The sequence below is a fragment of the Pseudomonas sp. PSB11 genome (genome assembly GCF_014596605.1).
Taxonomy (GTDB): Bacteria; Pseudomonadota; Gammaproteobacteria; order Pseudomonadales; family Pseudomonadaceae; genus Aquipseudomonas; species Aquipseudomonas umsongensis.
In genome coordinates this window covers 1-26,031 of sequence record NZ_NOIO01000017.1, presented here as the reverse complement: position 1 = coordinate 26,031, position 26,031 = coordinate 1, and the positions used below count along the sequence as shown (strand labels likewise).

Sequence of the window (26,031 nt, the reverse complement as noted above, 5' to 3'; positions counted from 1 at the left end):
AAGGTCATGCCGTCCTACAGACATATACGACAAAGGCCCCTATTGAGGGGCCTTTGTGTTTTACATCAACAGCTTATCAAGCGAACGGATGGCGCAGAACGATGGTTTCGTTGCGGTCCGGACCCGTCGAAATAATGTCGATCGGCGCGCCGATCAGCTCTTCGACGCGTTTGATGTAAGCACGGGCGTTAGCTGGCAGCTCTTCCAGGGTTTTGGCACCCACGGTCGACTCGGTCCAGCCCGGCACTTCTTCGTACACAGGCTGCAGGCCCACGTAGCTGTCAGCATCAGTCGGGGCAACGGCGTTGCCTTGCGCATCTTTGTAGCCGACGCAGATGTTGATGGTTTCCAGGCCGTCGAGCACGTCCAGCTTGGTCAGGCAGATGCCCGAGATGCTGTTCACATCGATAGCGCGACGCAGGATAACAGCGTCGAACCAACCACAACGACGAGCACGGCCGGTAGTCGCGCCGAACTCGTGACCTTGTTTGGCCAGATGTGCACCGACTTCGTCGAACAGCTCAGTCGGGAATGGACCCGAACCTACGCGCGTGGTGTAAGCCTTAGTAATGCCCAGGATGTAGTCCAGGAACATGGGGCCAACACCCGAACCGGTAGCTACGCCGCCAGCGGTGGTATTAGAGCTGGTCACGTACGGGTAGGTACCGTGGTCGATGTCCAGCAGGGAGCCTTGGGCGCCTTCGAACATGATGTCTTTGCCAGCGCGACGCAGGTCGTGCAACTCGGCAGTCACGTCCAGCATCAGCGGCTTGAGCAGCTCCGCGTATTCTTTGCATTCGGCCAGGGTCTTGTCGAACTCGATGGCCGGCTCTTTGTAGTAACCCACCAGCATGAAGTTGTGGTATTCCACCAGTTCACGCAATTTGTCTTCAAAGCGCGGCATGTTGAGCAGGTCGCCCACACGCAGGCCACGGCGTGCAACCTTGTCTTCGTAAGCCGGGCCGATGCCGCGACCGGTGGTGCCGATCTTCAGCTCGCCACGGGCCTTTTCACGGGCCTGGTCCAACGCAACGTGGAAGGACAGGATCAGTGGGCAGGACGGGCTGATACGCAGGCGCTCGCGCACCGGTACGCCTTTTTCTTCCAGCTTGGTGATCTCGCGCAGCAGGGCGTCAGGTGCAACCACCACGCCGTTGCCGATCAGGCACTGCACGCCTTCGCGCAATACGCCCGAAGGGATCAGGTGCAATACAGTTTTTTCACCGTCGATCACCAAGGTGTGACCAGCGTTGTGGCCACCCTGGTAGCGCACTACGGCGGCAGCATGTTCGGTCAGCAGATCAACGATCTTGCCTTTGCCCTCATCACCCCACTGGGTGCCCAGGACTACGACATTCTTACCCATAACACTTGTCCTCATTCGCGCAAACTTGGTGCCGGCGGCAGCCGGCAGGAAAACTCAAGAAGCCAGTGGCGATACTTGCCAAAGCCCGTTCTGCTGAATCAATTGCCGGTCGCAGTCCGCGTCACGGGCGGCGGCCAAAGGTTGCCCAGGCAACGCCTGGACGACACGCTGACCCTCACTGCGCAACTGGCAAACCTGCTGCCAGAGTGCCGCATCCGTACTGTCAGGCATCCAGATACCGCCAGACGGTAGCTGGATCTCAGCACGCCCCAGGGTCACCAGGGTTTTCAAATCGGTAGAGAAGCCGGTTGCCGGACGAGCGCGACCGAAGTCAGCGCCGATGTCGTCGTAACGACCGCCCTGGGCAATGGACTGGCCCACACCCGGCACGAACACGGCGAACACCACACCGGTGTGGTAGTGGTAACCGCGCAGCTCGCCCAGGTCGAAGTACAGTGGCAGCTGCGGGAAACGCACGGACAAACGCTCGGCGATTGCCAACAAGTCATCCAATGCCGCCAACACTGCAGCCGGGGCCTTGGCCAGACGCTCACGCGCAGCCGCCAGCACTTCACGGCCACCACACAGGTCGACCAGAGCGCGCAGCATGCCCGACAGGTCAGCCGGCAAGCCTTCGGTCAAGGTAATGACCTCATCGATGGCTTTACGTTGCAACGCATCGAACAACTGCTGTTCAACTTCACCGGACAAACCGGCGGCGCGAGCCAGGCCGCGGTAGATACCGACATGCCCCAGGTCCATGTGGACATCCGGTACATCGGCCAGTTGCAGCATGGCGAGCATCAGGCTGATGACTTCCACGTCGCTGCTCGGGCTGGCATCGCCATACAACTCGGCGCCCAACTGGATCGGGCTGCGCGAGGACGACAAGGCACGTGGCTGGGCATGCAGCACGCTACCGGCGTAGCACAGGCGACTTGGCCCTTCGCGGCGCAAGGTATGCGCATCGATGCGCGCCACTTGCGGCGTGATGTCGGCACGGAACCCCATCTGCCGGCCCGATTGCGGGTCGATGACCTTGAAGGTACGCAGATCCAGGTCCTGGCCGGCGCCGGTCAGCAGGGACTCCAGGTACTCGATATGGGGAGTCACGACAAACTCGTAACCCCAGCTCTGGAACAGATCCAACACCTGACGACGCGCTACTTCAATACGCGCCGCTTCCGGTGGCAGTACTTCTTCGATGCCATCTGGCAATAGCCAGCGGTCTACCGTTGCCATTACGCCTTCCCCTGTATCCGGGCGGCCAGCCTGCGGCCGAGCCTTGAGTGAAGCAGAAAATGATCAGCCCATGTTCATAAATCAGGCGCAGGAGCAACGAAGCGAAACGCCTGTTACCGGCTTCGCCAATCACTTTCCTCGAAAAACCTGTCGAGCATTCAGCTCGGGCACCTGCACAAAACAGCATTCAAACATGCAGACGCAAAAAAGCCGGGAATTTCCCGGCTGCCGCATCATACACACGTTTTCCCAAAGGATCACCCCGCCAGAGGTATTAGCCGCCCGGCGGGATGAATCAGGTCAACGTTGTATCAAGGCTTGGCTTTTTCCAGGTAATGGAAGAAGTCACTGCTTGGGTCCAGGACCATGACATCGGATTTGTTCGCGAAGCTTTCACGGTAGGCACGCAGGCTACGGTAGAACGCGTAGAACTCCTGATCCTGACCGTAGGCCTTGGAGTAGATCGAAGCGGCCTGGGCGTCACCGTCACCGCGAATCTCTTCGGATTCACGATAGGCTTCAGCCAACAGCACGCGACGTTGACGATCGGCGTCGGCACGGATGCCTTCAGCCAGTTCGTTACCCTTGGCGCGATGCTCGCGAGCTTCACGCTCACGCTCGGTGCTCATACGCTCGAACACGCTGCGGTTCACTTCCTTGGGCAGGTCGATGGTCTTGACGCGAACGTCGACCACTTCAATGCCCAGTTCCTTTTCAGCCATCTTGTTCAGCGAAGCGGTGATATCCGCCATCAGCGCATCACGTTCACCCGATACCACTTCGTGCAGGGTGCGCTTACCGAACTGGTCACGCAGGCCCGATTCGAGACGACGGGACAGACGCTCGTCGGCAATCTGCTTCAGGCCGGAAGTCGCGGTGTAGAAACGCTCGGCGTCCTTCACTCGCCACTTGGCGTAGGCATCGACCATCACGGCCTTCTTTTCCAGCGTCAGGAAGCGCTGCGTCGGTGCATCCAGCGTCATCAGGCGAGCATCAAATTTACGCACCTGGTTAACGTAAGGCACTTTCACATGCAGGCCTGGCTGAACATCGGCCTGGACCACGCGACCGAACTGCAGCAACACCGCACGCTCGGTCTGAGCCACGATGTAGAAGCAGTTCCAGGCAGCGATCGCCACGACGACGCCGACAATAAGGGCGATCAGCGATTTATTGCTCATCAGCGACTCTCCCTGGTACGTGCTTGCTGTTGCTGCAGATCAGCTGCCGCACGCGCATTCGCTTCATTGCTGGTGGCTGCCGCGCCGGTCACCTGGGTGCTGGTGCTGCGACCACTTTCGACCATTTTGTCCAGCGGCAGGTACAGCAGGTTGCTCTGGCCATTCTTGTTGCCGGTCACGAGAACCTTGCTGGTATTACTGAAGACTTCCTGCATGGTGTCCAGGTACAGACGCTGGCGGGTGACTTCAGGTGCCTTGCGGTACTCGGCGACCAGCTTGGTGAAGCGATCGGCCTCACCCTTGGCACGCGAGACGGTTTCGTCACGGTAGCCATTGGCATCTTCAAGGATGCGCTGGGCCTGACCACGAGCTTCCGGCACGACGCCGTTGGCATAGGTTTCAGCCTGGTTGCGCGAACGCTGCTCGTCTTCACGGGCGCGGATCACGTCATCGAAGGCTTCCTGTACTTCACGCGGTGCCGCTGCGCTCTGTACGTTCACCTGGGTAACGGTGATACCGGTGCGATAGGTATCCATGAAGCGTTGCAGGCGCTCCTTGATCTCGCTGGCCATCAATTCACGACCTTCGGTCAACACCTGGTCCATCGCAGTGGAACCCACCACATGGCGCAGGGCGCTGTCGGTCGCGTGCTGCAGGCTGATTTCCGGCTGATCGACGCTCAGCACGAAGTCCTGCAGGTTGCTGATCTTGTACTGCACGGTCAGCGGCACTTCGACGATGTTTTCGTCTTCAGTCAGCATTTGACCTTGCTTGGTGTACGCCCGCTCACGCGTGACGTTTTCCATGTACTTCTTGTCGATCGGCGGGAAGTAGATATTCAGGCCGGGGCCGACGGTTTCGTAGTACTTGCCGAAGCGCAGCACCACGGCTTGCTCCTGCTCGTCGACGACATAGACCGCGCTGTACAGCCAAACGGCTGCCAATACGACCAGGCCGATGCCCAGCAGGCCGCCGAAGCCGCCGCTCTTGCCCGAACCACCACCATCATCCCCGCGTTTCTTGCCACCACCGAACAACCCATTCAGGCTTTCCTGCAGCTTTCGGAAGGCCTCGTCGAGATCCGGCGGCCCCTTGCGGTCGCCGTTATTACGACGCTTGCCACCCCAAGGATCCTGATTATTCGAGTTGCCACCCGGCTCATTCCAAGCCATAGCGCTCTCCATCTGATAAAGCAAAGACGCACCCACGGCGCGCCGACCAATGCTACAGAATGCCTGTCACCACGGCACAACCGCTTTCTCAGGCTTTTATTGCAAAGTGTGTTGCTCGATGAATTCCACCGGTTGCAAACCTTCGCGGCTCACCAGCCGATTCAACTCGGCGCGTGGCAAACGAACGGCCAGCAAACTGATGCCTTCGTCGTCATGTTCTTCCTTCTGTACCGCCCCGAGTTCGAAGAACTGCGCACGCAGTCGAGCAAATCGGTTGGGCAAGCGCAAGGTGCCAACAAACAAATCATCCCCAAGCAGTTCGGCCACGGCCTGCCTGAGCAGGTCCAGACCTGTACCGTCCTTGGCCGACAACCAGACCCGCTGCGGCTTGCCATCGGCATCGCGCTGGATCTGCGGCTCCACGCCCTCGAGCAAATCGAGTTTGTTATAGACCTCCAGGATCGGCAAGTCTTGAGCCCCGATCTCCCCAAGCACCACCATGACCTGTTCAATCTGGGCCATGCGCTCGGGCTCATGGGAGTCGATCACATGCAGCAGCAGGTCGGAATTGCTCGACTCTTCGAGCGTAGCCCGAAATGCCTCGACCAGTTTGTGCGGCAGGTGACGAATGAAACCCACGGTGTCGGCCAGCACGATCGGCCCGAGGTCATCGAGTTCGAGTCGGCGCAAGGTCGGGTCGAGGGTGGCGAAGAGTTGGTCGGCGGCGAAAACTTCGGATTCGGTCACCGAGTTGAACAACGTCGACTTGCCGGCGTTGGTGTAGCCCACCAGTGAAACCGTCGGTATGTCAGCCCGTTTGCGGCCACGACGCGACTGCTCGCGCTGGCTGCGGACCTTTTCCAGGCGCCCCTTGATCTGCCGCAGGCGAACCCGCAACAGACGCCGGTCGGTTTCCAGCTGGGTTTCACCCGGACCGCGCAAGCCGATACCACCTTTCTGCCGCTCAAGGTGAGTCCAGCCGCGAACCAGCCGCGTACTCATGTATTCAAGCTGGGCCAGTTCAACCTGGAGCTTGCCTTCATGGGTGCGGGCGCGTTGGGCGAAGATATCGAGAATCAGACCCGTACGGTCGATCACGCGACACTCGAAAGCGCGTTCGAGGTTACGTTCCTGACTGGGCGTGAGGGTGTGATTGAAAATCACCAGATCTACCTGCTCGGCTTTGACCAGGTCGCGTAATTCTTCGACCTTGCCACTGCCAATCAGGTATTTGGCGGATGGCCGATGACGCGGCACGTTGAAAAACGCGACGGTCTCGGCGCCAGCCGAAATTGCCAACTCCTGAAACTCCTGCGGATCTTCGCGCGCCTCAGGGTCCTGTCCATCCAAGTGAACGAGAATGGCCCGTTCACCACCACCGTGGCGCTCAAAGAACAAAGGAGACTCCTATCAGGCGTTACCTGGCTCAGCATCACCTGCTTCGGATTCGGTTGCGCTAGGCAGACGAATTGGACGAACCGGCACTACTGTAGAGATAGCGTGTTTGTAGACCATTTGGCTGACGGTGTTTTTCAGCAGGATAACGAATTGGTCGAAAGACTCGATCGTACCTTGCAGTTTAATCCCGTTGACCAGGTAGATGGACACCCCAACTTTCTCTTTACGTAAAGTATTCAAGTAAGGGTCTTGTAGCGAATGCCCTTTTGACATGTGCCGCACTCCTTTAAGGATTCAATATAAAAAATAGGTAATCAGATGGCTTTGGCCGCCCCACCCCCAAGGATAGACGGCAATTGCAAGGACTCAGCTCAATATGGAGATGGTCCCCAGGTATTTCAAGGCGCGCGGCAGATTGTCGCAATCGAGACTGTCCAGCCAGTGTAAATCAGCCCAACTGCGAAGCCAGGTGAACTGGCGCTTCGCCAATTGGCGCGTGGCAATGATGCCACGCTCCTGCATCTCGGCTGACGTCAGCTTGCCATCCAGGTAATCCCAGACTTGGCGGTAGCCCACCGCACGTATAGACGGCAACCCTGTATGCAGATCACTTCTATTACGCAGGGCTAGGACCTCGTCGATGAATCCCTGTTCCAACATTAAGGTGAATCTTTGTTTAATTCGCTCGTGCAGTACCTGGCGATTCGCCGGAGCAATGGCCAAGTTCGCGACAGTATAGGGCAATTGTTGCCGTCCCGAAGCGGCTGCTTCAGTACTTTGCGCAGATTGTTGCAAGCGAAGCGCAGTCATGCTCTGACCGCTGACACGGTAAACTTCCAACGCTCGACTCAAACGCTGCGGATCGTTCGGATGAATACGTGCCGCGGAAACCGGGTCAATGACCGCCAATTGCTCGTGCAACGCCTGCCAGCCAAGGCGTGCAGCCTCTTCCTCGATCTGCGCGCGGACCTCCGGGTCGGCGGCCGGCATATCCGCAAGCCCTTCAACCAACGCCTTGTAATAGAGCATTGTGCCGCCGACCAGCAGCGGAATGTTACCCCGCGCGGTGATTTCGTCCATGGCTTGCAGGGCATCGCGACGGAAATCTGCCGCCGAATACGCTTGCGCCGGGTCGAGAATATCGATCAAACGGTGCGGAAACTCAGCCAAAAGCTCTTTTGATGGCTTGGCGGTGCCAATGTCCATGCCGCGGTAGACCAGCGCCGAATCGACACTGATCAGCTCGCACGGCAGCACCTTGGTGAGCTCGATGGCCAGGTCGGTCTTGCCGGCGGCGGTCGGGCCCATCAGGAAAATCGCAGGAGGGAACTGGCTCATCAACGACCGCGCAAGAACAGTTTGTCCAGATCGTCCAGGCCCAGTTGGGTCCAGGTCGGTCGGCCATGGTTGCATTGACCACTGCGCTCGGTGTTTTCCATGTCGCGCAGCAGACCGTTCATTTCCGGCAGGGCCAGGCGCCGATTGGCCCGGACCGCGCCATGGCAGGCCATGGTGCCGAGCAATTCGTTGAGGTGCGCCTGAATCCGGTCGCTGGTGCCATATTCCATCAAGTCAGCCAACACGTCACCCACCAGTCGATTGGCCTCAGCCTGCTTGAGCAGGGCCGGGATCTGCCGGATAGCCAAGGTTTCCGGGCCGAGGCGTTGCAGTTCGAAGCCCAGGCGCTGGAACCAGGCGACGTGCTCTTCGGCGCAATCGGCTTCACGCTGACTGAGCGCCAGGGTTTCCGGCACCAGCAGCGGTTGCCCGCTCAAGCCTTCGCTGGCCATGGCGACTTTCAGGCGTTCGTACATGATCCGCTCATGAGCGGCATGCATGTCTACCAGCACCAGACCCTGGGCGTTTTCCGAAAGGATGTAGATGCCTTTGAGCTGCGCCAGCGCGTAGCCCAGCGGCGGGATGTCGTCCTGACCAGCTGGCAGCGCTACCGCATTGGCCTCGGGCAACGGCGCGAAGAACTCGCGATAGGCGGCCTGTGCTTCTGCAACCGGAACAGCTGACTGGGGACGCGGGGTGTATTGATACTGATATCCAGCCCCAGCACCCGAACCGGCTGGTGCATTGAACGAAGGCTGTGCCTGAGGTTGTTCCAGCAGCGCATTGGCGGCCAGGCGCATCTCACCCTGCGGGCCGAACTCACCGGCCTCGAGGCCCGTAGGCCGCACCGTGGCTGTCACAACCGGTGCTGCCAGATGATCGTCCGGCCGCACATCGCCCAAGGCACGGTGCAGGGTGCCATAGAGAAAATCGTGAACCATGCGCCCTTCACGGAAGCGCACTTCGTGCTTGGTGGGGTGCACGTTGACATCGACGCCCGTCGGGTCGACCTCGAAGAACAGCACGAACGTCGGATGCCGACCGTTGAACAATACGTCGCGATAAGCCTGGCGCACGGCGTGTGCCACCAGCTTGTCGCGCACGGCACGGCCATTGACGAAGAAGTACTGCAGATCCGCCTGACTGCGGTTGAAAGTTGGCAACCCAACCCAGCCCCACAAATGCAGGCCATTGCGTTCGATTTCGATCGGCAGCGCCTGCTCCAGGAAACCGGGTCCGCAGATGGCCGCCACGCGCCGGGCGCGAGCCGCATCGTCGCGGGCTTCGTGCAGGCTGAGGATGGTCTTGCCGTTATGGCGCAGATGAAAGGCCACGTCGAACCGCGCCAGGGCCAGGCGCCTGATGACTTCCTGCAGGTGATCGAATTCGGTTTTTTCGGTCTTGAGAAACTTGCGGCGTGCCGGAGTATTGAAGAACAGGTCGCGCACCTCGACCGAGGTACCCACCGGATGGGCCGCAGGCTGCACCCGCGGCGCCATGTCCCGGCCCTCGGTCTCGACTTGCCAGGCCTGCTCGGCATCGCGGGTGCGCGACGTCAGGGTCAGGCGCGCCACCGAACTGATCGATGCCAATGCCTCACCGCGAAAGCCCAGGCTCATGACCTGTTCAAGATCTTCCAGGTTGCGGATCTTGCTGGTGGCGTGTCGCGCCAGGGCCAGCGGCAGGTCATCGGCGGAAATGCCGCTGCCATCGTCGCGCACCCGCAGTAACTTGACGCCACCCTGCTCCACGTCGACATCGATGCGCTTGGCGCCGGAGTCGAGGCTGTTTTCCAGCAGCTCCTTGATCACCGAAGCCGGCCGCTCAACCACTTCGCCGGCGGCGATCTGGTTCGCCAACCGCGGGCTGAGCAGCTCGATGCGAGCGCTGTTGTTCACGACTTCGTTCATTCCTTGGCCGCCAGTTCAGTGCCTGGGATGGTCAGGTGCTGGCCGATCTTGAGCTCATCGCTCGACAGGTTGTTGGCGCTGCGCAGGGTCGCCGGGGACACTTGATAGCGCACCGCGATCATCGCCAGCGTCTCGCCCGGGTTTACCCGATGGTCACGAGGGCCTTGGGCGATTTTTCCGGAATCACGCAGCCAGGCAATGTAAGTGCCCGGTGGCGGATTCTGCTGGAAGAACTGGCGCACGCCGCTGCTGATGGAGCGCGCCAGCGCCTGCTGGTGGCTCGATGCAGCCAGCTTCGAGGCTTCGTTGGCATTGGAGATAAACCCGGTTTCGACCAGGATCGACGGGATGTCCGGTGACTTCAGCACCATGAACCCGGCCTGCTCGACGCGTTGCTTGTGCAGGGGCGTGACCCGGCCGATGTTGCTCAGCACTTTCTGGCCAACGTTCAGGCTGGAGGTCAGGGACGCGGTCATCGACAGATCGAGCAATACGCCAGCCAGCATGCGGTCCTTGTCGTCGAGGCTGACGTTGCCGGCCCCCCCGATCAGGTCGGAACGGTTTTCGCTGTCGGCCAGCCAGCGCGCGGTTTCCGAAGTGGCACCGCGATCGGACAGGGCGAACACCGAGGCACCGAACGCCGCGGCAGAAGGCGCGGCGTCGGCGTGAATCGAGACGAACAGGTCGGCGCCTTTCTTGCGGGCAATTTCCGTACGGCCACGCAATGGAATGAAGTAGTCGCCGGTGCGCGTCAGCTCCGCGCGAAAGCCTTTCATGCCATTGACCTGGCGCTGCGTTTCACGGGCGATCTGCAGCACCACGTCTTTCTCGCGCTGACCACGTGAGCCGGAGGCGCCCGGGTCTTCACCACCGTGACCGGCATCGATTACCACAACGATGTCGCGCTTGCCGGCCGGTGCGGGAGGCAGCTTGATCGAAGGTTCGGATGGCGTGACCGGAACGGCCGGCACCGTGGCCACCGATGGCGTCGGCACTGGCGCTGGCGCTGGCGCGGCATCGGCCGGGTTATCGAACAGATCGACCACCAGGCGATTGCCATACTGGGCGTTGGGCGCCAGGGAGAAGCTTTTTGGCGTCACCGCCTTTTTCAGGTCGATGACCACCCGCAAGTCGGTCGGCGTACGTTGTGCCGAGCGCATCGCGGTGATCGGGGTGTTGGACGAGTTGACGTTCAACGGCGCACCGAGGCTCGCGCCATTGATGTCGATGACCAGGCGATCCGGGGCCGTCAGCGTAAAGACGCTGTGCTGCACCGGACCGGACAGGTCGAACACCAGCCGCGTGTTGTCCGGAGCCCGCCACAGGCGAACACTGTTGACCTTCGTCTCGGCCACAGCGTCGACGGTCACCGCCAGAAACATCACCCCTACGGCAGCAACCAACGCGCGAAAGCGCATACCTAACCCCATCATCTATTTGGATTCCAATGCCAAAGCGGCACACCAGGCCTCGCCACGCGAACCCCTGGGTAAAATTTTCAGCGAACGCCCGCTGTCTTGCGGGCTAATGGTAATGGTCAGGTCGGGCTTTGGCAAAAAGCCTGCACCTTTATCGGGCCATTCGATCAGGCACAGCGCATCGTCCTCGAAATAGTCGCGGATGCCGAGAAATTCCAGCTCCTCCGGATCGACCAGGCGATACAAGTCGAAATGGAACGCACGAATGTCACCGATCTCATAGGGTTCGACCAGGGTGAAGGTCGGGCTTTTGACCGCCCCGACATGCCCCAAACCACGAATGATACCCCGGGACAATGTGGTTTTCCCCATCCCCAGATTACCTTCGAGGAAGATCAGGCCATGCCCCTCGGTGATACGGGCGATACGTGCGCCAAAGTCGCTCATGGCCTGCTCATCGGCCAGGTACAGGGTTACTTCAGACACGGTGCTTGCTCCTCCAACAACTGACGAATGGCTGGTATCAGATCACTGGCCGCCAGTCCACGGCCGAATTTACCTTGGCGTTCACCGGCATTGGCGTGTAGCCAGACGGCCAGGCAAGTCGCATCGAACGCGTCCATGCCCTGGGCCAGCAGCGCACCGACCAGACCCGCCAGCACGTCGCCCAGACCGGCGGCAGCCATTGCCGGATGGCCTTGATGACACACGGCAAGGCGCCCGTCAGGACAGGCGATCAGACTGCCGGCCCCCTTGAGCACCACCACTGCTGAGTATTTTTTGCTCAGTGCATGGGCCGCCGCGGGGCGATCGGCCTGAACCTGGGCAGTGCTGAGTCCCAGCAACCGAGCGGCTTCTCCCGGATGCGGCGTGATCACGCAGCCCTTGGGCAAGCTCATCCGGCCTTCCGCCAGGAGGTTCAGCGCATCGGCGTCCCAGACTTGCGGCAGGGGTGCGTTGGCGGCGGCCGATAACAGGCTTCTCCCCCATGCACCCTGCCCCAGTCCAGGGCCGACCACCAGTACGGACACCTTTTGAAGCAAATCCATCAGCTGATTGGCCGACGCAGCGCCCAGCGCCAACGCCTCGGGGATCCGGGCCAGGGCAGCCGGCACATGCTCGGGACGGGTCGCCAGCGACACCATGCCCGCGCCGCTGCGCAATGCACTTTGCGCGCTCAACAGGATTGCCCCGCCCAGCCCGCGATCGCCACCGATCAGCAATACGTGGCCGAACTGGCCCTTATGGGAAGTGCCCCTGCGGGCCGCCAGTCGCGGCAGGTTGCCGGCTGTCAGGCGTCGGGCGGTAATCGGCGCCCCCTCGAGCAGCCGCGGATCGGCGTGCAGGTCATTGAACACTCGCTCGCCCACCACATTTGCCGCGTCGCCGGTGAATAACCCCAGCTTCAAGCCGATAAAGGTCACCGTCAGATCGGCTCGCACGGCACAACCGAGGATGCGCCCGGTATCAGCGCATAGCCCGGAGGGGATATCCACCGCCACCACCGGAAGGCGGCTGGCGTTGATCGCGGCGATGACACTGGCGTACGGCTCGCGCACCTCTCCGGTCAGACCGGTACCGAGCAAGGCGTCCAGGACGATGCCTCGACAGACCGATTGCGCGCTCCACGCTTCAATCGCAACGTTTTCGACCACCGCTTCGGCATGCGCCGAAGCCGCATCACCGCGTAGCTGCCGGGGATCTCCCGCCGCCAGAACCCGAACCGTCCACCCGCCGCGCTTGGCCAGCACGGCAACCAGGTAACCGTCGCCAGCGTTATTGCCGTGGCCGGCGACCACCGTCAATTCATTCGCCGCCGGCCACTGCCGGACCAGTGATCGCCAGGTGGCTCGTGCGGCGCGATGCATCAATTCGAAGCCCGGTGTGCCAGCCGCGATCAGGCTCGCATCGAGCCCCCGGACCTGCGCGGCGCTGTACAGCGCGTCGGGTAAATCATCTTTAGTGTGCGGCATGCGTCTACGGGCTCCGATGTCTGGCAGAATTATACGCACCTCAGCTCCGGTTTCTCTCGCCTCATGCCCGCTATTACCACAGATCTGCCTGCCCTCGCCCAATCCATCAAGGACTGGGGCCGTGAGCTGGGCTTTCAACAAGTCGGCATCAGCGGCCTGGACCTCGCCGAGCATGAGCAGCACCTGGAACGCTGGCTTGCAGCCGGCTACCACGGCGAAATGGAATACATGGGCGCCCACGGCAGCAAACGCTCGCACCCCGAAGAACTGGTACCAGGCACATTGCGCGTGGTATCGCTGCGCATGGACTACCTGTCGGGCGATACCAGAATGGCGCAATTGCTCGCCCAACCGGAAAAAGCCTACGTCTCGCGTTACGCCTTGGGCCGCGATTACCACAAGTTGATCCGCAAACGCGTGCAACAACTGGCGGAAAAAATCCAGGCCGAAATTGGCCCGTTTGGTTATCGCGCGTTTGTCGACAGCGCTCCCGTCCTGGAAAAAGCCATCGCAGAGAAAGCGGGTCTGGGCTGGATCGGCAAAAACACCCTGGTCTTGAATCGCAAGGCTGGCAGTTATTTTTTCCTCGCCGAACTGTTCGTCGACCTGCCGTTGCCCGTGGACCCACCCCATGCCAGCGAACACTGCGGCCGCTGCAGCGCCTGTCTCGACATCTGCCCGACCAACGCCTTCGTCGGCCCCTATGTGCTGGACGCCCGGCGCTGTATTTCTTATTTGACCATCGAACTCAAGGGCGCCATCCCCGAAGAGCTGCGACCGCTGATCGGTAATCGGGTGTTCGGTTGCGATGACTGCCAGATCGTCTGCCCGTGGAACCGCTTTGCCCGTCCGTCCGGCGAAAGCGACTTCAAGCCACGGCACAACCTGGACAACGCCGAACTGGCCGAGCTGTTCATGTGGGATGAGGATAAATTCCTCAGCAGCACCGAAGGTTCGCCCTTGCGCCGGACCGGTTACGAAAACTGGCTGCGTAACCTGGCGGTGGGCTTGGGCAATGCGCCTTCAACGATTCCGGTACTGGAGGCGTTGAAGGCGCGACGCGAACATCCATCCGAACTGGTCCGCGAACACGTCGAGTGGGCCCTGAAACAACACGGTCTTGTGTAGGAGCTGCCGCAGGCTGCGATCTTTTGACCTTGATTTTTTAAGGTCAAAAGATCGCAGCCTGCGGCAGCTCCTACAGGGGATCGCAGCGTTACGCTTCGTCGTTGTAGACGAACTTGGGCATTTCCCAATGGAAGCGGATCGCCAGCAGGCGTAGCAGGAAGCCGCCGAACAGCGTGATCAGGATCGCCTGCTCTCCAGGCAAATTCAGGTACAGGCAGAGCATGTAGCACCACGCCGCTGCGAAGGAAACACTGGCGTACAACTCTCGCCGAAAGATCAGCGGAATGTCGTTGCAAAAGATGTCCCGCAGGATGCCACCGAAAACCCCGGTGATCACACCGCTGACCGAGGCAACCAACATGCCATGCCCCATTTCCAGGGCGGTCATGCAGCCAATCAGCGTGAAAGCCACCAGGCCGACGGCGTCCAGCACCAGGAACAACGAGCGCAGATGGCGCATCCAGCGTGCGGTGAACACCGTGATCATCGCTGCAATGGTGGTCAGCACCAGGTATTCCGGGTGTTTGACCCAGGTCAGCGGATAGTGGCCTAGCAGCACATCGCGCACCGAACCACCGCCCAGCGCCGTGACGCACGCGATCAGCACCACGCCGAACCAGTCCATGCCGCGGCGACCGGCAGACAGCGCACCGGTCATGGCTTCGGCGGTGATGGCGATCAGGTAAAGCATCAGCAACATGGTGGCAGTCCTTGCGAAAAGGCGCGCAGTCTACGCACTTCGCCCGAGCACCAAAAGAGGGCGGTACACACATCACAAACCTGTGGCGTTACCCCTCAACCTGATCAAACCTTGATGAAATGCTGGCGGTAATGCTGCAGCTCAGCGATTGACTCGCGGATATCGTCCAGCGCCAGGTGGGTGCTACCCTTTTTGAAGCTATCACGCACGTCCGGCGCCCAGCGAGCGGCAAGCTCCTTGAGGGTCGAAACGTCGAGGTTGCGGTAGTGGAAATAGCTTTCCAGGGATTTCATGTGCGTATAGAGGAAGCGCCGATCCTGGCAGATGCTGTTGCCACAGATTGGCGACTTGCCCTTGGGCACCCACTTCTCCAGGAAGGCGATGGTTTGCGCCTCAGCTTCAGCCATGCTGATGCGGCTGTCGCGAACGCGCTGGGTCAGGCCCGAGCCGCCATGTTGACGGGTGTTCCACTCGTCCATGCCGGCGAGAACTTCGTCACTGTGGTGGATCGCGATCACCGGACCCTCGGCCAAAGTGTTCAGGTCGCTGTCAGTGACGATGGTGGCCATTTCGATGATGACATCGGTATCCGGGTTCAGACCGGTCATCTCCAGGTCGATCCAGATCAGGTTCTGCGGGTTTTGCATGTGTCGGCTCCTAGGCAATGCTGCGCAGTTTAGCCTAGGCCGGTGGCCGGGCGTGCTAAACTCGCGGCCGTTTTACCTAATCGCTGCATTATTACTACGGAACACCCATGGCCAAACGCCAACTCAATCGTCGTCAAAACTGGCGCATCGAAAAGATTCAGGGCGAACGCGCTGCCCGCGCCGCCAAACGCGAGTCCTCGGCTGTCGAGGCACTTGAGGGCGGCGATCTAGGCCCGGAACAGCACGGCCTGGTGATCGCTCACTTCGGGGTGCAGGTCGAAGTTGAAGCCCGCGATGGCGCGCTGGCCGGCCAGGTGTTCCGTTGCCACTTGCGCGCGAACCTGCCCGCACTGGTGACCGGCGACCAGGTGGTCTGGCGTGCCGGCAACCAGGGCATCGGCGTCATCGTCGCGCAATTGCCACGCAATACCGAACTCTGCCGCCCGGACAGCCGTGGTCAGCTCAAACCTGTTGCAGCGAACGTCGACATGATCGTCATCGTGTTCGCGCCGCTGCCTGAGCCCCATGCCAACCTGATCGACCGCTACCTCGTAGCCGCCGAACACGCAGGCATCAAGCCGCTGCTGCTGCTGAACAAGTTCGACCTGATCGACGAGCACAACGCCCCGGCGCTGAATGCCCTGCTCGCGGTCTACCGCACCCTGGGTTACCCGGTGCTGGAAGTGTCGGCTCACCACGGCGACGGCATGGAACAGCTGCAGAAGCAATTGGACGGGCGCATCAGCGTGTTCGTCGGCCAGTCCGGCGTCGGTAAGTCGTCGCTGGTCAACAGCCTGCTGCCGGAAGTCGAAACCCGCGTCGGCCCGTTGTCCGAGTTGTCCGGCCAGGGCACCCACACTACAACGACCGCGCGCCTGTTCCACTTCCCCGGTGGCGGCGAGTTGATCGACTCCCCCGGCATCCGTGAATTCGGCCTGGGCCACGTCAGCCGTGCCGACGTCGAAGCCGGCTTCATCGAGTTCAACGACCTGCTCGGCACCTGCCGCTTCCGTGACTGCAAGCACGACCGCGAACCCGGTTGCGCCCTGCTCAAGGCACTGGAAGACGGCCGCGTGCAACAGCAACGGATGAACAGCTACCGCTCGATCATCGCCAGCCTGCCGGAAAACGGCTACTAAACAGACGTGCCGACCACCCTGTTTCAGCGGGGTGGTTGGAGTCTGCGTTTCCCCCTCCATTTAAACATCAGACTTTTCTGTAAGGCCTACGCACGCTTGCTTGTAGGACATTTCTCTTTTTGCGCCGGTCCCTTGTGGCCGCCCGACAATCGCCTAGGTTCAAACCCTCTTCGCACTCCTGCGACACTGAGGGATACCCATGCAGACCTACCATTTGTTCATCCGTCATTCGGGCAAGATGATCATTTCGCTCAAGCCATTGGCTATCGAGCACATTGACACGCGGGTACGTGACGCGGCACAGGCCGAATGTGTGTGGAACACCGATAGCATCGTCACCGCTATTCGCCAGCACACGGCGGTGTAACCATGCGCAAAGGACTGTTTATCGGCATCAACGACTACACCCATGTGTCGAGCCTGAGGGGCTGCAGCAATGACGCCATGGCCATGGCCTCGGTGCTGAAGACCGACGCCAATGGCGACCCGAACTTCAAGAACATCGTGCTGACCTCCGCCGAGGACTACTTGAGTCGGGAAAAACTCGTTCAAGACCGGCCCGACAGAGCTGCCGCTGTACCTGGACAAATGGCCGAAGCTGAGCAGCGAAAGGGATATCGAGTTCTTTATTGATGCTTACCGCAACGAGTTGACGGTCAAGCGCTCGATGTCATTGGAATCGGTGACGGGCAGCGAGTCGGTGCGTAGCGCCAACAGGACTAACGCCGATCGATTCCACACTGACTTGAAGTCCAGAATCATTCGCGGTTTCTGATTTTCTCACCCAACCCCTGTAGGAGCCGGCTTGCTGGCGATAGACTCAAATGCGCCGAGTGCATCCAGGCAGCACGCGTTATCGTTAACGACCATCGCCAGCAAGCCGGCTCCTACGGCCAGTGTCAGGTCACTGCTTGGCCGGCTCACCCGGCTTCGGCGCCGGGTCATCGAACAGGTTCAAGCGCTCACGCAGTTCGTGGGCCGGCAGCGGCTCCTTGTCTGCCGGCAATGCGTTCGGATCGACCGGTACAGCCGGAGCGGCAGAACCTTGCGGCGCGTCCTGAGCAGGCTCGGCACCTTGCGAACCTTCGATGGCACGCTGTGCCTTCTTGGTCAGCACAACAATGTCGATTCGACGGTTCACCGGATTGAACGGATGCTCGCGATCGAACAGGGCTGACGAGGCGTAACCGACCACGCGCGCTATCTGCGACTCGGGATAACTGCCCGCCACCAGGGCCCGGCGCGCCGCGTTGGCACGGTTGGCCGAAAGCTCCCAGTTACCGAATTCACCGGTGCCGCTGTACGGCTTGGCGTCGGTATGGCCGCTGATGCTGATCTTGTTCGGCACGGCCTTGATGGTATCGGCCATGGCCAGCAGGATGTCTTCGAAATAGGGTTTCAGGCGGGCTGAGCCTGAGTCGAACATCGGCCGGTTCTCGGCGTCCACGATCTGGATACGCAAACCGTCCGGGGTGATCTCGAACAGGATCTGGTCTTTGAATTTCTGCAGTTGCGGGTTCTCTTCGACCTTGTTCTGCAGCTCTTGCAGCAGCAGTTCCAGACGCTCCTTCTCCACCATCTCGGCCATGCCTTCGACCTGTTCAACGTCGACCGTCACCTTGTCCGGCTGCGGCTGGGTCTTCACCTCGGGGTTGAGGGTATTCTCCGGCGCCATGGTCGGCGTGCCGCCCAGATCGATGATGTAGGGCGTGCCACTTTCGGAAAAGCCAATCGGGTCCTTGAAGTAACCGGCAATGGCGATCTTCTGTTCCGGGGTGGCGGTGGACAACAGCCACAACACCAGGAAGAACGCCATCATCGCTGTGGCAAAGTCGGCGAAGGCGATTTTCCAGGCGCCCCCGTGATGCCCGCCGGCGATGCGCTTGACGCGCTTGATGATTATTGGCTGATTGTTCTCCATGGCTTAACGACCGCGAACCGCTTGTTCCAGCTCGGCGAAGCTTGGACGGTGCGCCGGATACAGAACCTTGCGCCCGAACTCCACGGCCAGCGACGGCGGCATGCCGGAAGCGGAAGCCACCAGCGAGGCCTTGATAGCTTCGTAGACGTTCAGTTCTTCCTTGGCATCGTGGGCCAGGGAATGCGCCAGCGGGCCGAAGAAACCGTAGGCCGCGAGAATACCGAAGAAGGTACCGACCAGTGCCGCACCAACGTGCAGGCCGATGGATTTCTGGTCGCCCTCACCCAGCGAGGCCATGGTCACCACAATACCCAGGACCGCCGCGACGATACCGAAACCGGGCATGGCGTCGGCAATACCGTTCACCGCATGGGAAGGGTGCTCCAGGTCCTCCTTGAGGCTGTAGAGCTCCATGTCGAACAGGCCCTCCAGCTCGTGGGGCGCCATGTTGCCGGAAGACATGATGCGCAGGTAATCACAGATGAAGGCGGTCATGCGCTCATCCTTGAGGACCGTCGGGTACTTGGCGAAGATCGGGCTCGCCGCGGCATCTTCGATGTCCGCTTCGATGGCCATCATGCCTTCGCGACGGCTCTTGTTGAGAATCTCGTAGATCAGGCCCAGCACTTCAAGATAGAAGGCATGGCTGAAACGCGAACCGAACATGCTCAGGGATTTCTTGAGCACGTGCATGGTCATGTAACCGGGGTTGGCCTGCAGGAATGCACCGAGGGCCGCACCACCGATGATCATGACCTCGAAAGGCTGGATCAGGGCGGCAATCTTGCCATGGGAGAGCACGTATCCGCCGAGCACGCTCGCGAATACGACGATGATGCCGATAATTTTAGCCATAGGTAGGAGAGCACTTACTGAGTCGGGTTCAAGGTCATATTCGGAAGTTAAAAAATCTCTTCTTCTACTTATCGGCAAAACTGCGCCAGACTATAGCCAGTTCAGGCGAAAAGCTAATTTGACCCCCTCCGGGCACAGGTATTGTTGACGATGATCGCCTCCAGACATGGCTAAAAATACGAACGCCCCAACGCCAACCCCGACCACGCTCGAAGGCTGGGTCAAACTTCTCGACGGTGTGCGCCTGCCAGTTCCGCAGGACAGTCACGACCGTGTCTGCCGGGCCTTGCGCGACAGTCGCAGCTCTGTGCGCAAGATCGCCGACTTGATGCAGGACAGTCCGGCCCTGGCCCTGAGCGTGATTCGCGAGGCCAACCGACACAGCCATGGCGGCATGACCGAGCCTGCGGAAAACCTTGAGGTTGCCATCAATCGCCTCGGCTTGAAACGCACCGAGGAGCTGCTTGCGCGACTGCCCGCCATGCCCCAGGGCGAGATTCCCAAAGCCCTGCGCCAGTTGCAATTGATCAGCCAGCACGCCTGCCAACAGGCCAACGGTTTTTTTGCCAGCCGCCTGGCGCGCCTGTGGCAGGACATCCATTGGGGCAGCCTGCTGTTTCTGTCACCACTGTGGCCAATGGCGCTGACGCATCCGCACTTGCTCGAAGACTGGGAGCTGCGGGTCATTCATAAAGGCGAATCGGCGCGCACCGTCGAAAAGCAACTGTTTGGCGCTCGCCTGCTGGAGATCGGCCTGGCCCTGGTGAACCTGTGGCACCTGCCGATCTGGGTTCAACAGGGGTATCGACTGTTGCTGACTGAGCAACGGGAGCTGGTCAAAGTTCTGCGCATTGCCCGTGACAGCGAGCACCCGCTACGCCAGCAGAACCGTCTGGATGACGACCCGACCCTGCGCCGATGGCTCAATCAACCGGCCAACACGGTACTTTTAGCCAACGGGCTGGCGCTCTCGGCGCACCATGCCTGGGACAGTCCGCACAGTGAGCGCTGGCAGTACCTGACCAGCCTCTACTTGCAAATACCGATGAGCGAGGTGCAACAACAACTGCACCAGCAAGCCGCCAACAGCGCGCGTTATCACGCCATGCCCGACCTCTGGCATCCCGCTGTCGCGCTGATCTGGCCATGGGGCACGAGCCCTGTGCATGCCAGTTTGCAGCCAGCCCCGGCACCCACCGCCGAAGACCTGGCGAAGTGGCGCAAACAATGCGCTGAGTTGCTGGTCGAGCCAAGTCGCTTCACCAACGCCATCCACCTGACCACCTCTGCCCGCGACGCACTGGTTGCCTGCGGCATGCGCAGGGTGATGATCCTGATGGCCGACCGTACCCATACCCAGCTGCGTGTGCACCAGACGGCCGGGCTGCCTGACGAAGCCGCTGGCCTGAACTTTGTCGTCAATCAAAGCGCCGTGCTGCAACGCTTGCTCGCGCAACAGGCTCAGGTTCGCCTCACGCCGCTCAACAACGCGCAGTTTTGCGCGTTACTGCCCAACAGCCTGCGCAGCCAGTTCAGCGGCGAACACCTGTTGCTGCGATCGCTGCTCAACAATGGCCGGGTAATCATGATCGTCGTGGCAGACCAGGGTGGCGGGCCATTCTCGGACATCACCCTGCAAGCCTTCGGCAAAACCGCACAATGCATTGAAAAAGCGCTGCACAGCTTTAGCCAGCGCGGCAAATAAGGCTGCGCTACAATCCCCCCTTTTGTGCTCTGGAGACCTCACATGTCTGACTTCTCTGGCTTGCCGCTGGTGATCGAGCCGAGCGACTTGCTCCCTCGCCTCGACGCCCGCGAACTGATCCTGGTGGACTTGACCAGTCCTGCCCGCTACGCCGAAGGGCACATTCCCGGCGCGCGCTTTGTCGATCCTAAGCGCACGCAACTGGGGCAGGCGCCCGCCCCGGGACTGATGCCACCGCAGGCAGCACTCGAAACGTTGTTTGGAGAGCTGGGGCACAACCCCGATGCCGTCTATGTCGTTTATGACGACGAAGGCGGCGGCTGGGCCGGTCGCTTTATCTGGCTCCTGGACGTCATTGGCCACAGCAAGTATCACTATGTCGACGGCGGCCTGACGGCCTGGCTGGCAGAAGGCATGCCCATGTCAATCCAGATCCCGCCACCCGCTGGCGGCCCGGTTGCGCTAACCCTGCGCGATGAGCCCACGGCAACCCGCGAATACCTGCAAAGCCGTCTCGGCGCTGCCGACCTGGCGATCTGGGATGCGCGCGGGCCGCTGGAATATTCCGGCGAGAAAGTCCTGGCGGCCAAGGGCGGACACATCCCAGGCGCCGTGAATTTCGAATGGACCGCGGGCATGGACAAGGCGCGTAACCTGCGCATCCGTACCGACATGCCACAGATCCTCGAACAGCTCGGCATTACCCCTGATAAAGAAGTGATTACCCACTGCCAGACTCACCATCGGTCTGGCTTCACCTATCTGGTGGCCAAGGCTCTCGGTTATCCGCGGGTCAAGGGCTACGCCGGCTCCTGGGGCGAATGGGGTAACCATCCCGACACGCCCGTAGAGATTTAAGGTTTTTAAGGACAGTTAATGAACAAGCGTCTGTTTATCGTCAGCCAATACCTGCTGCCCCACAACCTGCTCTCGCGATTGGCCGGCTGCATCGCCGAATGCCGCGTGCGCTGGTTCAAGAATGCGTTCACCGCGTGGTTCGCCAAGCGCTACCAGGTGAACATGTCCGAGGCACTGGTCGAAGACCTGACCGCCTACGAGCACTTCAACGCTTTCTTCACCCGTGCCTTGAAAGACGGCGCGCGCCCACTGGACGAGACACCGGGCGCGATCCTCAGCCCGGCGGACGGCGCCGTCAGCCAGCTCGGCCCGATTGAGCACGGCCGTGTCTTCCAGGCCAAGGGCCACAGCTTCAGCGTGCTGGAACTCTTGGGTGGCGATGCGGCGAATGCTGCGCCGTTCATGGGCGGTGATTTCGCGACTATTTATCTGTCGCCCAAGGATTACCACCGTGTGCACATGCCACTGGCCGGCACCCTGCGCGAGATGGTCTACATCCCGGGCCGCCTGTTCTCGGTCAACCAGACCACCGCTGAAAACGTTCCTGAATTGTTTGCCCGCAACGAGCGCGTGGCGTGCATTTTCGACACCGAGCGTGGGCCAATGGCCGTGGTGCTGGTGGGTGCGATGATCGTGGCATCGATCGAAACCGTGTGGGCCGGGCTGGTTACGCCACCGAAACGCGAGCTGAAAACCTTCCGCTACGACGAAGCCGCACGCGCGCCGATCCACCTGGAAAAAGGTGCGGAGCTGGGTCGTTTCAAACTGGGTTCGACCGCTGTCGTGCTGTTCGGGCCGGATCAGGTGAAATGGGCTGAAGAACTGGTAGCGGGTTCGCCGGTGCGGATGGGTCAGGGCATGGGCTTACCGAAAGCCTGACCTGTACAAGACTCCAAATGTGGGAGCGGGCTTGCTCGCGAATGCCATCTGTCAATCGGCATATTTGCTGACTGACACACCGCTTTCGCGAGCAAGCCCGCTCCCACAGTAACCCGGCTTCCACACCGGGTTTTGCGGTGTTACAGCTGGCCGTCGCGGTCGCGGAAGCCCAGCAGGTACAGCACGCCATCCAGCCCCAGGGTGGAAATCGCCTGCTTGGCCGACTGCTTGACCAACGGTTTGGCGCGGAACGCAACGCCCAACCCGGCAATCGCCAGCATCGGCAAGTCATTGGCACCGTCGCCGACCGCAATGGTCTGCTCCAGGCGCAAGCCTTCCTTATGTGCCAGCTCCTTGAGCAGATCGGCCTTGCGTTGTGCATCGACAATCGGCTCGATCGCCACGCCAGTCACCTTGCCGTCGACCACTTCCAGCTCGTTGGCAAACACGTAGTCGATGCCCAGCTTGGCCTGCAATTGCTTGGCGAAATAGGTGAAGCCGCCCGACAGAATGGCGGTCTTGTAACCCAGGCGCTTGAGCTCGGCGAACAGGGTTTCAGCGCCTTCGGTCAGGCGCAGCGAGGCGCCGATCGAGTCCAGCACGCCCACATCCAGTCCTTTGAGCAACGCCAGGCGCTCTTTGAAGCTGGCGCGGAAGTCCAGCTCACCGGCCATCGCCCGCTCGGTAATTTCCGAAACCTTGTCGCCCACACCGGCCGCCTTGGCCAGCTCATCGATGACTTCGGCCTCGATCAGGGTCGAGTCCATGTCGAATACCGCCAGACGGCGGTTACGACGGAACAGCGAGTCTTCCTGGAAGGCGATGTCGACGTTCAATTCCTGGGCGACACTGAGGAATTCGGCCCGCAGTGCCTGCGGATCAGCTGCTTCACCGCGAACGGAGAATTCGATGCAACCCTTGCCTTTATCCGCCGGGGTATCCAAAGGCATGCGCCCGGACAGGCGATCGATGTGGTCGATGTTCAAGCCATACTTGGCGGTGATCGAGCTTACGGCTTGCAATTGCCCGGCGGTGACCTTGCGCGTCAGCAGGGTCACGATATGGCGTTTTTTGCCCTGGTTGCCGACCCACTGCTGATAATCCTCTTCGGACACCGGCGTGAAACGTACCTGTTGATCCAGCTCATAGCCCTTGAACAGGATGTCCTTGAGCACCGACTTGCCTTGTTCGGTATCAGGAATTTCAACCAGGATGCCGAACGACAGGGTGTCGTGGATCACCGCCTGACCGATGTCGAGAATGTTCACACCACCCTGGGCCAGAACGCCGGTAATGGCCGCAGTCAGACCCGGACGGTCGACTCCCGTGATGTTTATCAGGACGATTTCGCGCAAGGCGCACCCCCGCAAGTGGAAAAAAACCGCATTCTACCCACATTCAGTGACCATCGGGCACCGTGAGCGCTTTGACGGCCTAGGGCCTGTCGCTATACTGCGCGTCAACTTCACGGACAAAAGAGCCGAGCTCAAGTGAACCGGCCCACGCCAGTAAAAACCGATAACTTCTTTCTGCTGATCTTCCGTGCACTGCGCCACCGCCGTGTACCGATTGCATTGCGCATTGCCAGCCATAACGTGATCCTGGTCGCTCTGGCCCTGGTGATCTATGCCTGCGTGATGGGTTTGCAGTTCAAGCAGGCCATGCACGAGCAGGCGGATGCGTTGGGTGAAAGCCTCACCATGCAGACGGCCACTTCCGCCACCGAGCTGTTGGTGTCCAACGACATCCTCAGCCTCAATGTCCTGCTCAACAACCTGACCAAGAACAAGCTGGTGGCCCACGCCGCCATCTACAGCATGGATAACCGCATCCTTGCCGAGGCCGGCCAGCGTCCCAAGCATGGCCTGCTGGGCGAGGCCGAAGGCATCTATCAGAGCAAGATCACTTTCCAGGACGTGACCGCCGGTCAGCTGCGCATCAGCCTGGACATGGATCAGTTCCAGCAGCCGATGACCATCAGCCTGCAAAGCATGGGGATTTTGAGCGCGATCCTGCTGGCCCTGTCCCTGGCATTGAGCCTGCGCATGGGGCGATATCTCTCTACGCCGCTGCTGCAATTGCGGGTGTGGTTGCGCAACATCGACGAATACACCCCGGCCACCGAGCGTAATGACGAGATCGGCGACCTGGCGCGCCAGCTGCATGCCGAGTTCGCACCGGAGCCGACTGAACCGGAGCCCGTGCCGGAACCTGAATTCGACGATACCGAGGACGACGATGCCGAACCGGGCTTCGAAGTGCGTAACCTGCGCGATCCGAGCTTCGATGAAAGCCGCCCTATGGCCGCGATGAAGGCCGCGCCACGACGTGTCGTCAGCACCGTTGAAGATGATGACGACGATGCGTTCGCCGATCTGCTCGATGATGCGCCAGTGAGCACCGCCAAACCGGTGGGCAAGCCCGTGGCCTCCAGCGTGCCGCAGCACAGCGCCGTTCTGGCCGTACAGTTGGGCTCACAGGAACAACTGCGACGCCTGCCCCGGACACGCTTGGAAGAGCTGCTCAAACGCTATCGCGACTGCCTCGACCAGGCTGCTTCGCTCTACCAGAGTGAACTGCATACCCTGAACGATGGCAGCACGCTGATGCTGTTCCACAACGAAGACAGCGGCGACGATTACCTGACCAACGCCATCTGCTGCGGCGAGCTGCTGCGGGCGCTTGGCCATCAACTGCAGATCGAAGTCGCCGACAGCGGCATCACCTTGCAATTGCAGCTTGGCTTGACCCTGGGCGACGAACTGTTTGGCCTGAGCCAGATCGACCTGTTGCTGACCGACGCCGCGCAGGATGCCCTGGCCCTGTCGCAGCACAGCCGCAACCTGCTGCTGGTGGAACGCAAGATCAATGACGACGCCCTGATCCGCCAGCGCGCACGGATTCGCCCGATTGCCAGCCCTGAAGGCGCCTGCTGCGTAGAGAGGTTGATGGAGCCTTATCCGTCGATGCTGGAGCGACAGCTGGCGCGGATGCACGAACGCCGGGCGTAGCCTTAGCCCCGCTGTAAAGAAGCCCGCAGACGAGTGATCGTCTGCGGGCTTTTTTGTTGCCTGTGCTTCGTCCTGAATAAGGTTTACACCTTCTGGCTTCTTATCAGGAAGGTGCAATGGATACGGGCACAAAACGCAGTCAACGAGATTACACACTGACTTTTAAATTGTCGGTCGTCGATCAAGTCGA

The 26,031-nt window shown here is 60.7% G+C and carries 23 protein-coding genes and 2 pseudogenes; 9 read left to right on the top strand and 16 right to left on the bottom strand.

Going from position 1 to position 26,031, the window contains the following annotated elements:
• Window positions 1–76: 76 nt before the first annotated feature.
• The 11 genes from CGA21_RS19080 to CGA21_RS19030 form a co-directional block, all read right to left on the bottom strand.
• Window positions 77–1,366 carry an adenylosuccinate synthase gene (locus tag CGA21_RS19080; protein WP_110753985.1) on the bottom strand — a complete coding sequence of 430 codons (1,290 nt, stop codon included), beginning with the start codon at window positions 1,364–1,366 and terminating at the stop codon, window positions 77–79.
• A 54-nt stretch (window positions 1,367–1,420) separates the two neighbouring features.
• Window positions 1,421–2,608 (bottom strand): ATP phosphoribosyltransferase regulatory subunit, encoded by a 1,188-nt coding sequence (locus tag CGA21_RS19075; RefSeq protein ID WP_110753987.1) that lies wholly within the window; start codon window positions 2,606–2,608, stop codon window positions 1,421–1,423.
• A gap of 311 nt (window positions 2,609–2,919) precedes the next feature.
• Window positions 2,920–3,789 carry a protease modulator HflC gene (hflC, locus tag CGA21_RS19070; RefSeq protein ID WP_090465431.1) on the bottom strand — a complete coding sequence of 290 codons (870 nt, stop codon included), beginning with the start codon at window positions 3,787–3,789 and terminating at the stop codon, window positions 2,920–2,922.
• Window positions 3,789–4,961 (bottom strand): FtsH protease activity modulator HflK, encoded by a 1,173-nt coding sequence (gene hflK, locus CGA21_RS19065; RefSeq protein ID WP_020797708.1) that lies wholly within the window; start codon window positions 4,959–4,961, stop codon window positions 3,789–3,791. The genes hflC and hflK overlap by 1 nt, the downstream gene beginning before the upstream one ends.
• A 96-nt stretch (window positions 4,962–5,057) precedes the next feature.
• Window positions 5,058–6,359 (bottom strand): ribosome rescue GTPase HflX, encoded by a 1,302-nt coding sequence (gene hflX, locus CGA21_RS19060; protein ID WP_110753989.1) that lies wholly within the window; start codon window positions 6,357–6,359, stop codon window positions 5,058–5,060.
• A 12-nt stretch (window positions 6,360–6,371) separates the two neighbouring features.
• Window positions 6,372–6,632 (bottom strand): RNA chaperone Hfq, encoded by a 261-nt coding sequence (gene hfq / locus CGA21_RS19055; RefSeq protein ID WP_007902656.1) that lies wholly within the window; start codon window positions 6,630–6,632, stop codon window positions 6,372–6,374.
• 93 nt (window positions 6,633–6,725) lie between these two features.
• On the bottom strand, window positions 6,726–7,697 hold the full coding sequence (gene miaA, locus CGA21_RS19050; protein ID WP_188264799.1) for a tRNA (adenosine(37)-N6)-dimethylallyltransferase MiaA: 972 nt from the start codon (window positions 7,695–7,697) through the stop codon (window positions 6,726–6,728).
• Entirely contained in the window at window positions 7,697–9,607 is a 1,911-nt protein-coding gene (mutL, locus tag CGA21_RS19045) for a DNA mismatch repair endonuclease MutL (protein ID WP_223194187.1), read from the bottom strand. Before mutL ends, miaA begins: the two co-directional genes overlap by 1 nt.
• Window positions 9,604–10,989, bottom strand: a complete 1,386-nt coding sequence (locus CGA21_RS19040) for an N-acetylmuramoyl-L-alanine amidase (protein ID WP_411157079.1) — start codon at window positions 10,987–10,989, stop codon at window positions 9,604–9,606. Before CGA21_RS19040 ends, mutL begins: the two co-directional genes overlap by 4 nt.
• 51 nt (window positions 10,990–11,040) lie before the next feature.
• The gene (gene tsaE, locus CGA21_RS19035; protein ID WP_033040627.1) at window positions 11,041–11,511 is read right to left on the bottom strand and encodes a tRNA (adenosine(37)-N6)-threonylcarbamoyltransferase complex ATPase subunit type 1 TsaE; all 471 of its coding nucleotides are present in this window, start codon (window positions 11,509–11,511) and stop codon (window positions 11,041–11,043) included.
• Complete coding sequence (locus CGA21_RS19030) at window positions 11,499–12,998, bottom strand: NAD(P)H-hydrate dehydratase (RefSeq protein WP_188264797.1); 1,500 nt, start codon at window positions 12,996–12,998, stop codon at window positions 11,499–11,501. The genes tsaE and CGA21_RS19030 overlap by 13 nt, the downstream gene beginning before the upstream one ends.
• Before the next feature lie 63 nt (window positions 12,999–13,061).
• On the opposite strand from CGA21_RS19030, the gene queG reads away from it, so the two are divergent.
• Window positions 13,062–14,126: a tRNA epoxyqueuosine(34) reductase QueG gene (gene queG / locus CGA21_RS19025; protein WP_188264796.1), complete on the top strand. Its 1,065-nt coding sequence runs from the start codon at window positions 13,062–13,064 to the stop codon at window positions 14,124–14,126.
• Window positions 14,127–14,214: 88 nt separating this feature from the next.
• On the opposite strand, the gene CGA21_RS19020 is transcribed toward queG, so the two are convergent.
• Both CGA21_RS19020 and orn read right to left on the bottom strand, forming a co-directional pair.
• Complete coding sequence (locus CGA21_RS19020) at window positions 14,215–14,826, bottom strand: trimeric intracellular cation channel family protein (protein WP_008064122.1); 612 nt, start codon at window positions 14,824–14,826, stop codon at window positions 14,215–14,217.
• A gap of 104 nt (window positions 14,827–14,930) precedes the next feature.
• Window positions 14,931–15,473: an oligoribonuclease gene (gene orn / locus CGA21_RS19015; protein ID WP_110754007.1), complete on the bottom strand. Its 543-nt coding sequence runs from the start codon at window positions 15,471–15,473 to the stop codon at window positions 14,931–14,933.
• Window positions 15,474–15,580: 107 nt separating this feature from the next.
• Between orn and rsgA the strand changes: the two genes are divergently transcribed.
• From rsgA to CGA21_RS30255, 4 genes and pseudogenes are all read left to right on the top strand, one after another.
• Window positions 15,581–16,612, top strand: coding sequence for a small ribosomal subunit biogenesis GTPase RsgA (rsgA, locus tag CGA21_RS19010; protein WP_033043516.1), 1,032 nt, complete (start codon window positions 15,581–15,583; stop codon window positions 16,610–16,612).
• 199 nt (window positions 16,613–16,811) lie between these two features.
• Window positions 16,812–16,979, top strand: a complete 168-nt coding sequence (locus CGA21_RS19005) for a hypothetical protein (protein WP_188264795.1) — start codon at window positions 16,812–16,814, stop codon at window positions 16,977–16,979.
• A 2-nt stretch (window positions 16,980–16,981) separates the two neighbouring features.
• Window positions 16,982–17,158, top strand: a pseudogene (locus tag CGA21_RS19000) (caspase family protein); the annotation flags it as partial.
• Window positions 17,157–17,387: pseudogene (locus tag CGA21_RS30255) on the top strand (molecular chaperone Tir); the annotation flags it as partial. The pseudogenes CGA21_RS19000 and CGA21_RS30255, both read left to right, overlap by 2 nt.
• 129 nt (window positions 17,388–17,516) lie before the next feature.
• Here CGA21_RS30255 and motB read toward each other — a convergent pair.
• Both motB and motA read right to left on the bottom strand, forming a co-directional pair.
• Window positions 17,517–18,533 carry a flagellar motor protein MotB gene (motB, locus tag CGA21_RS18995; protein WP_110754011.1) on the bottom strand — a complete coding sequence of 339 codons (1,017 nt, stop codon included), beginning with the start codon at window positions 18,531–18,533 and terminating at the stop codon, window positions 17,517–17,519.
• A 3-nt stretch (window positions 18,534–18,536) separates the two neighbouring features.
• Complete coding sequence (motA, locus tag CGA21_RS18990) at window positions 18,537–19,388, bottom strand: flagellar motor stator protein MotA (RefSeq protein ID WP_008063575.1); 852 nt, start codon at window positions 19,386–19,388, stop codon at window positions 18,537–18,539.
• A 166-nt stretch (window positions 19,389–19,554) separates the two neighbouring features.
• On the opposite strand from motA, the gene CGA21_RS18985 reads away from it, so the two are divergent.
• From CGA21_RS18985 to asd, 3 genes are read left to right on the top strand one after another with little or no spacing between them, the layout of a single operon-like run.
• Window positions 19,555–21,093 carry an HDOD domain-containing protein gene (locus CGA21_RS18985; RefSeq protein WP_110754014.1) on the top strand — a complete coding sequence of 513 codons (1,539 nt, stop codon included), beginning with the start codon at window positions 19,555–19,557 and terminating at the stop codon, window positions 21,091–21,093.
• Between the two features lie 42 nt (window positions 21,094–21,135).
• On the top strand, window positions 21,136–21,951 hold the full coding sequence (locus tag CGA21_RS18980; RefSeq protein ID WP_110754016.1) for a rhodanese-like domain-containing protein: 816 nt from the start codon (window positions 21,136–21,138) through the stop codon (window positions 21,949–21,951).
• An 18-nt stretch (window positions 21,952–21,969) separates the two neighbouring features.
• Window positions 21,970–22,830 (top strand): archaetidylserine decarboxylase, encoded by an 861-nt coding sequence (asd, locus tag CGA21_RS18975; protein WP_020798559.1) that lies wholly within the window; start codon window positions 21,970–21,972, stop codon window positions 22,828–22,830.
• Window positions 22,831–22,970: 140 nt separating this feature from the next.
• On the opposite strand, the gene serB is transcribed toward asd, so the two are convergent.
• Window positions 22,971–24,185, bottom strand: coding sequence for a phosphoserine phosphatase SerB (gene serB / locus CGA21_RS18970; RefSeq protein WP_034148725.1), 1,215 nt, complete (start codon window positions 24,183–24,185; stop codon window positions 22,971–22,973).
• Between the two features lie 135 nt (window positions 24,186–24,320).
• On the opposite strand from serB, the gene CGA21_RS18965 reads away from it, so the two are divergent.
• Window positions 24,321–25,841, top strand: coding sequence for an AhpA/YtjB family protein (locus tag CGA21_RS18965; RefSeq protein WP_110754018.1), 1,521 nt, complete (start codon window positions 24,321–24,323; stop codon window positions 25,839–25,841).
• Window positions 25,842–26,031: the final 190 nt, after the last annotated feature.

Bases quoted from the DNA above. Each gene is read 5' to 3' on its own strand.
- rsgA (WP_033043516.1), top strand. From the start codon at position 15,581: ATGGCCAAACGCCAACTCAATCGTCGTCAAAACTGGCGCATCGAAAAG.
- CGA21_RS18980 (WP_110754016.1), top strand. From the start codon at position 21,136: ATGTCTGACTTCTCTGGCTTGCCGCTGGTGATCGAGCCGAGCGACTTG.
- CGA21_RS19040 (WP_411157079.1), bottom strand. From the start codon at position 10,989: ATGTTTCTGGCGGTGACCGTCGACGCTGTGGCCGAGACGAAGGTCAAC.
- hflK (WP_020797708.1), bottom strand. From the start codon at position 4,961: ATGGCTTGGAATGAGCCGGGTGGCAACTCGAATAATCAGGATCCTTGG.
- hflC (WP_090465431.1), bottom strand. From the start codon at position 3,789: ATGAGCAATAAATCGCTGATCGCCCTTATTGTCGGCGTCGTCGTGGCG.
- hfq (WP_007902656.1), bottom strand. From the start codon at position 6,632: ATGTCAAAAGGGCATTCGCTACAAGACCCTTACTTGAATACTTTACGT.
- queG (WP_188264796.1), top strand. From the start codon at position 13,062: ATGCCCGCTATTACCACAGATCTGCCTGCCCTCGCCCAATCCATCAAG.
- CGA21_RS19005 (WP_188264795.1), top strand. From the start codon at position 16,812: ATGCAGACCTACCATTTGTTCATCCGTCATTCGGGCAAGATGATCATT.
- mutL (WP_223194187.1), bottom strand. From the start codon at position 9,607: ATGAACGAAGTCGTGAACAACAGCGCTCGCATCGAGCTGCTCAGCCCG.
- CGA21_RS19080 (WP_110753985.1), bottom strand. From the start codon at position 1,366: ATGGGTAAGAATGTCGTAGTCCTGGGCACCCAGTGGGGTGATGAGGGC.
- orn (WP_110754007.1), bottom strand. From the start codon at position 15,473: ATGCAAAACCCGCAGAACCTGATCTGGATCGACCTGGAGATGACCGGT.
- asd (WP_020798559.1), top strand. From the start codon at position 21,970: ATGAACAAGCGTCTGTTTATCGTCAGCCAATACCTGCTGCCCCACAAC.
- motA (WP_008063575.1), bottom strand. From the start codon at position 19,388: ATGGCTAAAATTATCGGCATCATCGTCGTATTCGCGAGCGTGCTCGGC.
- motB (WP_110754011.1), bottom strand. From the start codon at position 18,533: ATGGAGAACAATCAGCCAATAATCATCAAGCGCGTCAAGCGCATCGCC.
- CGA21_RS18985 (WP_110754014.1), top strand. From the start codon at position 19,555: ATGGCTAAAAATACGAACGCCCCAACGCCAACCCCGACCACGCTCGAA.
- CGA21_RS19075 (WP_110753987.1), bottom strand. From the start codon at position 2,608: ATGGCAACGGTAGACCGCTGGCTATTGCCAGATGGCATCGAAGAAGTA.
- miaA (WP_188264799.1), bottom strand. From the start codon at position 7,697: ATGAGCCAGTTCCCTCCTGCGATTTTCCTGATGGGCCCGACCGCCGCC.
- CGA21_RS19030 (WP_188264797.1), bottom strand. From the start codon at position 12,998: ATGCCGCACACTAAAGATGATTTACCCGACGCGCTGTACAGCGCCGCG.
- CGA21_RS19020 (WP_008064122.1), bottom strand. From the start codon at position 14,826: ATGTTGCTGATGCTTTACCTGATCGCCATCACCGCCGAAGCCATGACC.